Annotated in this window: 13 protein-coding genes and 1 pseudogene; 8 read left to right on the top strand and 6 right to left on the bottom strand. The window is 43.4% G+C overall.

Annotated elements, in window-relative coordinates:
- Window positions 1-477, top strand: a complete 477-nt coding sequence (locus ACEF39_RS21150; RefSeq protein ID WP_000229403.1) for a glycoside hydrolase family 24 protein — start codon at window positions 1-3, stop codon at window positions 475-477.
- A complete protein-coding gene (gene rzpD, locus ACEF39_RS21155) occupies window positions 474-935 on the top strand; it encodes a prophage endopeptidase RzpD (RefSeq protein WP_000092275.1) in 462 nt (153 codons plus the stop codon). The genes ACEF39_RS21150 and rzpD (ACEF39_RS21155) overlap by 4 nt, the downstream gene beginning before the upstream one ends.
- Window positions 936-966: 31 nt before the next feature.
- Here rzpD (ACEF39_RS21155) and bor (ACEF39_RS21160) read toward each other — a convergent pair whose 3' ends face one another.
- The gene (gene bor, locus ACEF39_RS21160) at window positions 967-1,260 is read right to left on the bottom strand and encodes a serum resistance lipoprotein Bor (protein ID WP_000738492.1); all 294 of its coding nucleotides are present in this window, start codon (window positions 1,258-1,260) and stop codon (window positions 967-969) included.
- A gap of 289 nt (window positions 1,261-1,549) precedes the next feature.
- Window positions 1,550-1,960 carry a DUF1398 domain-containing protein gene (locus ACEF39_RS21165; protein ID WP_012775990.1) on the bottom strand — a complete coding sequence of 137 codons (411 nt, stop codon included), beginning with the start codon at window positions 1,958-1,960 and terminating at the stop codon, window positions 1,550-1,552.
- A gap of 285 nt (window positions 1,961-2,245) precedes the next feature.
- Between ACEF39_RS21165 and ybcW (ACEF39_RS21170) the strand changes: the two genes are divergently transcribed.
- Complete coding sequence (gene ybcW, locus ACEF39_RS21170; RefSeq protein ID WP_001031427.1) at window positions 2,246-2,452, top strand: protein YbcW; 207 nt, start codon at window positions 2,246-2,248, stop codon at window positions 2,450-2,452.
- 164 nt (window positions 2,453-2,616) lie between these two features.
- Here the strand turns inward: ybcW (ACEF39_RS21170) and ACEF39_RS21175 are convergent, their stop codons facing one another.
- On the bottom strand, window positions 2,617-2,811 hold the full coding sequence (locus tag ACEF39_RS21175) for a YlcI/YnfO family protein (protein WP_001421937.1): 195 nt from the start codon (window positions 2,809-2,811) through the stop codon (window positions 2,617-2,619).
- A gap of 403 nt (window positions 2,812-3,214) precedes the next feature.
- On the opposite strand from ACEF39_RS21175, the pseudogene ACEF39_RS21180 reads away from it, so the two are divergent.
- The 3 genes and pseudogenes from ACEF39_RS21180 (at window position 3,215) to rzpD (ACEF39_RS21190) (ending at window position 4,456) form a co-directional block, all read left to right on the top strand.
- Window positions 3,215-3,538: pseudogene (locus tag ACEF39_RS21180) on the top strand (phage holin, lambda family).
- Entirely contained in the window at window positions 3,522-3,998 is a 477-nt protein-coding gene (locus ACEF39_RS21185; RefSeq protein ID WP_000229403.1) for a glycoside hydrolase family 24 protein, read from the top strand. The pseudogene ACEF39_RS21180 and the gene ACEF39_RS21185 overlap by 17 nt, the downstream one beginning before the upstream one ends.
- A complete protein-coding gene (gene rzpD, locus ACEF39_RS21190; RefSeq protein ID WP_000092275.1) occupies window positions 3,995-4,456 on the top strand; it encodes a prophage endopeptidase RzpD in 462 nt (153 codons plus the stop codon). Before ACEF39_RS21185 ends, rzpD (ACEF39_RS21190) begins: the two co-directional genes overlap by 4 nt.
- A 31-nt stretch (window positions 4,457-4,487) precedes the next feature.
- Here rzpD (ACEF39_RS21190) and bor (ACEF39_RS21195) read toward each other — a convergent pair whose 3' ends face one another.
- Together bor (ACEF39_RS21195) and ACEF39_RS21200 are read right to left on the bottom strand one after the other, a co-directional pair.
- Window positions 4,488-4,781, bottom strand: a complete 294-nt coding sequence (gene bor / locus ACEF39_RS21195; protein WP_000738492.1) for a serum resistance lipoprotein Bor — start codon at window positions 4,779-4,781, stop codon at window positions 4,488-4,490.
- Between the two features lie 289 nt (window positions 4,782-5,070).
- Window positions 5,071-5,481, bottom strand: a complete 411-nt coding sequence (locus ACEF39_RS21200) for a DUF1398 domain-containing protein (RefSeq protein WP_012775990.1) — start codon at window positions 5,479-5,481, stop codon at window positions 5,071-5,073.
- 285 nt (window positions 5,482-5,766) lie between these two features.
- Between ACEF39_RS21200 and ybcW (ACEF39_RS21205) the strand changes: the two genes are divergently transcribed.
- Window positions 5,767-5,973, top strand: a complete 207-nt coding sequence (ybcW, locus tag ACEF39_RS21205) for a protein YbcW (RefSeq protein ID WP_001031427.1) — start codon at window positions 5,767-5,769, stop codon at window positions 5,971-5,973.
- A 164-nt stretch (window positions 5,974-6,137) separates the two neighbouring features.
- Here ybcW (ACEF39_RS21205) and ACEF39_RS21210 read toward each other — a convergent pair whose 3' ends face one another.
- On the bottom strand, window positions 6,138-6,332 hold the full coding sequence (locus ACEF39_RS21210; protein ID WP_001421937.1) for a YlcI/YnfO family protein: 195 nt from the start codon (window positions 6,330-6,332) through the stop codon (window positions 6,138-6,140).
- A gap of 442 nt (window positions 6,333-6,774) precedes the next feature.
- Between ACEF39_RS21210 and ACEF39_RS21215 the strand changes: the two genes are divergently transcribed.
- Window positions 6,775-6,942: a phage holin, lambda family gene (locus ACEF39_RS21215; RefSeq protein ID WP_004034645.1), complete on the top strand. Its 168-nt coding sequence runs from the start codon at window positions 6,775-6,777 to the stop codon at window positions 6,940-6,942.
- Window positions 6,943-7,081 lie beyond the last annotated feature (139 nt).

The raw sequence follows: 7,081 nt of genomic DNA on the forward strand, positions 1-7,081 counted from the left end.
ATGGTAGAAATCAATAATCAACGTAAGGCGTTCCTCGATATGCTGGCGTGGTCGGAGGGAACTGATAACGGACGTCAGAAAACCAGAAATCATGGTTATGACGTCATTGTAGGCGGAGAGCTATTTACTGATTACTCCGATCACCCTCGCAAACTTGTCACGCTAAACCCAAAACTCAAATCAACAGGCGCCGGACGCTACCAGCTTCTTTCCCGTTGGTGGGATGCCTACCGCAAGCAGCTTGGCCTGAAAGACTTCTCTCCGAAAAGTCAGGACGCTGTGGCATTGCAGCAGATTAAGGAGCGTGGCGCTTTACCTATGATTGATCGTGGTGATATCCGTCAGGCAATCGACCGTTGCAGCAATATCTGGGCTTCACTGCCGGGCGCTGGTTATGGTCAGTTCGAGCATAAGGCTGACAGCCTGATTGCAAAATTCAAAGAAGCGGGCGGAACGGTCAGAGAGATTGATGTATGAGCAGAGTCACCGCGATTATCTCCGCTCTGGTTATCTGCATCATCGTCTGCCTGTCATGGGCTGTTAATCATTACCGTGATAACGCCATTACCTACAAAGCCCAGCGCGACAAAAATGCCAGAGAACTGAAGCTGGCGAACGCGGCAATTACTGACATGCAGATGCGTCAGCGTGATGTTGCTGCGCTCGATGCAAAATACACGAAGGAGTTAGCTGATGCTAAAGCTGAAAATGATGCTCTGCGTGATGATGTTGCCGCTGGTCGTCGTCGGTTGCACATCAAAGCAGTCTGTCAGTCAGTGCGTGAAGCCACCACCGCCTCCGGCGTGGATAATGCAGCCTCCCCCCGACTGGCAGACACCGCTGAACGGGATTATTTCACCCTCAGAGAGAGGCTGATCACTATGCAAAAACAACTGGAAGGAACCCAGAAGTATATTAATGAGCAGTGCAGATAGAGTTGCCCATATCGATGGGCAACTCATGCAATTATTGTGAGCAATACACACGCGCTTCCAGCGGAGTATAAATGCCTAAAGTAATAAAACCGAGCAATCCATTTACGAATGTTTGCTGGGTTTCTGTTTTAACAACATTTTCTGCGCCGCCACAAATTTTGGCTGCATCGACAGTTTTCTTCTGCCCAATTCCAGAAACGAAGAAATGATGGGTGATGGTTTCCTTTGGTGCTACTGCTGCCGGTTTGTTTTGAACAGTAAACGTCTGTTGAGCACATCCTGTAATAAGCAGGGCCAGCGCAGTAGCGAGTAGCATTTTTTTCATGGTGTTATTCCCGATGCTTTTTGAAGTTCGCAGAATCGTATGTGTAGAAAATTAAACAAACCCTAAACAATGAGTTGAAATTTCATATTGTTAATATTTATTAATGTATGTCAGGTGCGATGAATCGTCATTGTATTCCCGGATTAACTATGTCCACAGCCCTGACGGGGAACTTCTCTGCGGGAGTGTCCGGGAATAATTAAAACGATGCACACAGGGTTTAGCGCGTACACGTATTGCATTATGCCAACGCCCCGGTGCTGACACGGAAGAAACCGGACGTTATGATTTAGCGTGGAAAGATTTGTGTAGTGTTCTGAATGCTCTCAGTAAATAGTAATGAATTATCAAAGGTATAGTAATATCTTTTATGTTCATGGATATTTGTAACCCATCGGAAAACTCCTGCTTTAGCAAGATTTTCCCTGTATTGCTGAAATGTGATTTCTCTTGATTTCAACCTATCATAGGACGTTTCTATAAGATGCGTGTTTCTTGAGAATTTAACATTTACAACCTTTTTAAGTCCTTTTATTAACACGGTGTTATCGTTTTCTAACACGATGTGAATATTATCTGTGGCTAGATAGTAAATATAATGTGAGACGTTGTGACGTTTTAGTTCAGAATAAAACAATTCACAGTCTAAATCTTTTCGCACTTGATCGAATATTTCTTTAAAAATGGCAACCTGAGCCATTGGTAAAACCTTCCATGTGATACGAGGGCGCGTAGTTTGCATTATCGTTTTTATCGTTTCAATCTGGTCTGACCTCCTTGTGTTTTGTTGATGATTTATGTCAAATATTAGGAATGTTTTCACTTAATAGTATTGGTTGCGTAACAAAGTGCGGTCCTGCTGGCATTCTGGAGGGAAATACAACCGACAGATGTATGTAAGGCCAACGTGCTCAAATCTTCATACAGAAAGATTTGAAGTAATATTTTAACCGCTAGATGAAGAGCAAGCGCATGGAGCGACAAAATGAATAAAGAACAATCTGCTGATGATCCCTCCGTGGATCTGATTCGTGTAAAAAATATGCTTAATAGCACCATTTCTATGAGTTACCCTGATGTTGTAATTGCATGTATAGAACATAAGGTGTCTCTGGAAGCATTCAGAGCAATTGAGGCAGCGTTGGTGAAGCACGATAATAATATGAAGGATTATTCCCTGGTGGTTGACTGATCACCATAACTGCTAATCATTCAAACTATTTAGTCTGTGACAGAGCCAACACGCAGTCTGTCACTGTCAGGAAAGTGGTAAAACTGCAACTCAATTACTGCAATGCCCTCGTAATTAAGTGAATTTACAATATCGTCCTGTTCGGAGGGAAGAACGCGGGATGTTCATTCTTCATCACTTTTAATTGATGTATATGCTCTCTTTTCTGACGTTAGTCTCCGACGGCAGGCTTCAATGACCCAGGCTGAGAAATTCCCGGACCCTTTTTGCTCAAGAGCGATGTTAATTTGTTCAATCATTTGGTTAGGAAAGCGGATGTTGCGGGTTGTTGTTCTGCGGGTTCTGTTCTTCGTTGACATGAGGTTGCCCCGTATTCAGTGTCGCTGATTTGTATTGTCTGAAGTTGTTTTTACGTTAAGTTGATGCAGATCAATTAATACGATACCTGCGTCATAATTGATTATTTGACGTGGTTTGATGGCCTCCACGCACGTTGTGATATGTAGATGATAATCATTATCACTTTACGGGTCCTTTCCGGTGAAAAAAAAGGTACCAAAAAAAACATCTTGTTAGTCGCTTTTTTTTTTGGAATTTTTTTTTTGGAATTTTTTTTTTGCGCTAACAACCTCCTGCCGTTTTGCCCGTGCATATCGGTCACGAACAAATCTGATTACTAAACACAGTAGCCTGGATTTGTTCTATCAGTAATCGACCTTATTCCTAATTAAATAGAGCAAATCCCCTTATTGGGGGTAAGACATGAAGATGCCAGAAAAACATGACCTGTTGGCCGCCATTCTCGCGGCAAAGGAACAAGGCATCGGGGCAATCCTTGCGTTTGCAATGGCGTACCTTCGCGGCAGATATAATGGCGGTGCGTTTACAAAAACAGTAATCGACGCAACGATGTGCGCCATTATCGCCTAGTTCATTCGTGACCTTCTCGACTTCGCCGGACTAAGTAGCAATCTCGCTTATATAACGAGCGTGTTTATCGGCTACATCGGTACTGACTCGATTGGTTCGCTTATCAAACGCTTCGCTGCTAAAAAAGCCGGAGTAGAAGATGGTAGAAATCAATAATCAACGTAAGGCGTTCCTCGATATGCTGGCGTGGTCGGAGGGAACTGATAACGGACGTCAGAAAACCAGAAATCATGGTTATGACGTCATTGTAGGCGGAGAGCTATTTACTGATTACTCCGATCACCCTCGCAAACTTGTCACGCTAAACCCAAAACTCAAATCAACAGGCGCCGGACGCTACCAGCTTCTTTCCCGTTGGTGGGATGCCTACCGCAAGCAGCTTGGCCTGAAAGACTTCTCTCCGAAAAGTCAGGACGCTGTGGCATTGCAGCAGATTAAGGAGCGTGGCGCTTTACCTATGATTGATCGTGGTGATATCCGTCAGGCAATCGACCGTTGCAGCAATATCTGGGCTTCACTGCCGGGCGCTGGTTATGGTCAGTTCGAGCATAAGGCTGACAGCCTGATTGCAAAATTCAAAGAAGCGGGCGGAACGGTCAGAGAGATTGATGTATGAGCAGAGTCACCGCGATTATCTCCGCTCTGGTTATCTGCATCATCGTCTGCCTGTCATGGGCTGTTAATCATTACCGTGATAACGCCATTACCTACAAAGCCCAGCGCGACAAAAATGCCAGAGAACTGAAGCTGGCGAACGCGGCAATTACTGACATGCAGATGCGTCAGCGTGATGTTGCTGCGCTCGATGCAAAATACACGAAGGAGTTAGCTGATGCTAAAGCTGAAAATGATGCTCTGCGTGATGATGTTGCCGCTGGTCGTCGTCGGTTGCACATCAAAGCAGTCTGTCAGTCAGTGCGTGAAGCCACCACCGCCTCCGGCGTGGATAATGCAGCCTCCCCCCGACTGGCAGACACCGCTGAACGGGATTATTTCACCCTCAGAGAGAGGCTGATCACTATGCAAAAACAACTGGAAGGAACCCAGAAGTATATTAATGAGCAGTGCAGATAGAGTTGCCCATATCGATGGGCAACTCATGCAATTATTGTGAGCAATACACACGCGCTTCCAGCGGAGTATAAATGCCTAAAGTAATAAAACCGAGCAATCCATTTACGAATGTTTGCTGGGTTTCTGTTTTAACAACATTTTCTGCGCCGCCACAAATTTTGGCTGCATCGACAGTTTTCTTCTGCCCAATTCCAGAAACGAAGAAATGATGGGTGATGGTTTCCTTTGGTGCTACTGCTGCCGGTTTGTTTTGAACAGTAAACGTCTGTTGAGCACATCCTGTAATAAGCAGGGCCAGCGCAGTAGCGAGTAGCATTTTTTTCATGGTGTTATTCCCGATGCTTTTTGAAGTTCGCAGAATCGTATGTGTAGAAAATTAAACAAACCCTAAACAATGAGTTGAAATTTCATATTGTTAATATTTATTAATGTATGTCAGGTGCGATGAATCGTCATTGTATTCCCGGATTAACTATGTCCACAGCCCTGACGGGGAACTTCTCTGCGGGAGTGTCCGGGAATAATTAAAACGATGCACACAGGGTTTAGCGCGTACACGTATTGCATTATGCCAACGCCCCGGTGCTGACACGGAAGAAACCGGACGTTATGATTTAGCGTGGAAAGATTTGTGTAGTGTTCTGAATGCTCTCAGTAAATAGTAATGAATTATCAAAGGTATAGTAATATCTTTTATGTTCATGGATATTTGTAACCCATCGGAAAACTCCTGCTTTAGCAAGATTTTCCCTGTATTGCTGAAATGTGATTTCTCTTGATTTCAACCTATCATAGGACGTTTCTATAAGATGCGTGTTTCTTGAGAATTTAACATTTACAACCTTTTTAAGTCCTTTTATTAACACGGTGTTATCGTTTTCTAACACGATGTGAATATTATCTGTGGCTAGATAGTAAATATAATGTGAGACGTTGTGACGTTTTAGTTCAGAATAAAACAATTCACAGTCTAAATCTTTTCGCACTTGATCGAATATTTCTTTAAAAATGGCAACCTGAGCCATTGGTAAAACCTTCCATGTGATACGAGGGCGCGTAGTTTGCATTATCGTTTTTATCGTTTCAATCTGGTCTGACCTCCTTGTGTTTTGTTGATGATTTATGTCAAATATTAGGAATGTTTTCACTTAATAGTATTGGTTGCGTAACAAAGTGCGGTCCTGCTGGCATTCTGGAGGGAAATACAACCGACAGATGTATGTAAGGCCAACGTGCTCAAATCTTCATACAGAAAGATTTGAAGTAATATTTTAACCGCTAGATGAAGAGCAAGCGCATGGAGCGACAAAATGAATAAAGAACAATCTGCTGATGATCCCTCCGTGGATCTGATTCGTGTAAAAAATATGCTTAATAGCACCATTTCTATGAGTTACCCTGATGTTGTAATTGCATGTATAGAACATAAGGTGTCTCTGGAAGCATTCAGAGCAATTGAGGCAGCGTTGGTGAAGCACGATAATAATATGAAGGATTATTCCCTGGTGGTTGACTGATCACCATAACTGCTAATCATTCAAACTATTTAGTCTGTGACAGAGCCAACACGCAGTCTGTCACTGTCAGGAAAGTGGTAAAACTGCAACTCAATTACTGCAATGCCCTCGTAATTAAGTGAATTTACAATATCGTCCTGTTCGGAGGGAAGAACGCGGGATGTTCATTCTTCATCACTTTTAATTGATGTATATGCTCTCTTTTCTGACGTTAGTCTCCGACGGCAGGCTTCAATGACCCAGGCTGAGAAATTCCCGGACCCTTTTTGCTCAAGAGCGATGTTAATTTGTTCAATCATTTGGTTAGGAAAGCGGATGTTGCGGGTTGTTGTTCTGCGGGTTCTGTTCTTCGTTGACATGAGGTTGCCCCGTATTCAGTGTCGCTGATTTGTATTGTCTGAAGTTGTTTTTACGTTAAGTTGATGCAGATCAATTAATACGATACCTGCGTCATAATTGATTATTTGACGTGGTTTGATGGCCTCCACGCACGTTGTGATATGTAGATGATAATCATTATCACTTTACGGGTCCTTTCCGGTGAAAAAAAAGGTACCAAAAAAAACATCGTCGTGAGTAGTGAACCGTAAGCGCCATCAGATTGTGTTTGTTAGTCGCTTTTTTTTTTTGGAATTTTTTTTTTGGAATTTTTTTTTTGCGCTAACAACCTCCTGCCGTTTTGCCCGTGCATATCGGTCACGAACAAATCTGATTACTAAACACAGTAGCCTGGATTTGTTCTATCAGTAATCGACCTTATTCCTAATTAAATAGAGCAAATCCCCTTATTGGGGGTAAGACATGAAGATGCCAGAAAAACATGACCTGTTGGCCGCCATTCTCGCGGCAAAGGAACAAGGCATCGGGGCAATCCTTGCGTTTGCAATGGCGTACCTTCGCGGCAGATATAATGGCGGTGCGTTTACAAAAACAGTAATCGACGCAACGATGTGCGCCATTATCGCCTAGTTCATTCGTGACCTTCTCGACTTCGCCGGACTAAGTAGCAATCTCGCTTATATAACGAGCGTGTTTATCGGCTACATCGGTACTGACTCGATTGGTTCGCTTATCAAACGCTTCGCTGCTAAAAAAGCCGGAGTAGAAG

The organism is Stenotrophomonas indicatrix, from assembly GCA_041545745.1.
In the GTDB taxonomy this organism is placed as follows: Bacteria; Pseudomonadota; Gammaproteobacteria; order Xanthomonadales; family Xanthomonadaceae; genus Stenotrophomonas; species Stenotrophomonas indicatrix_A.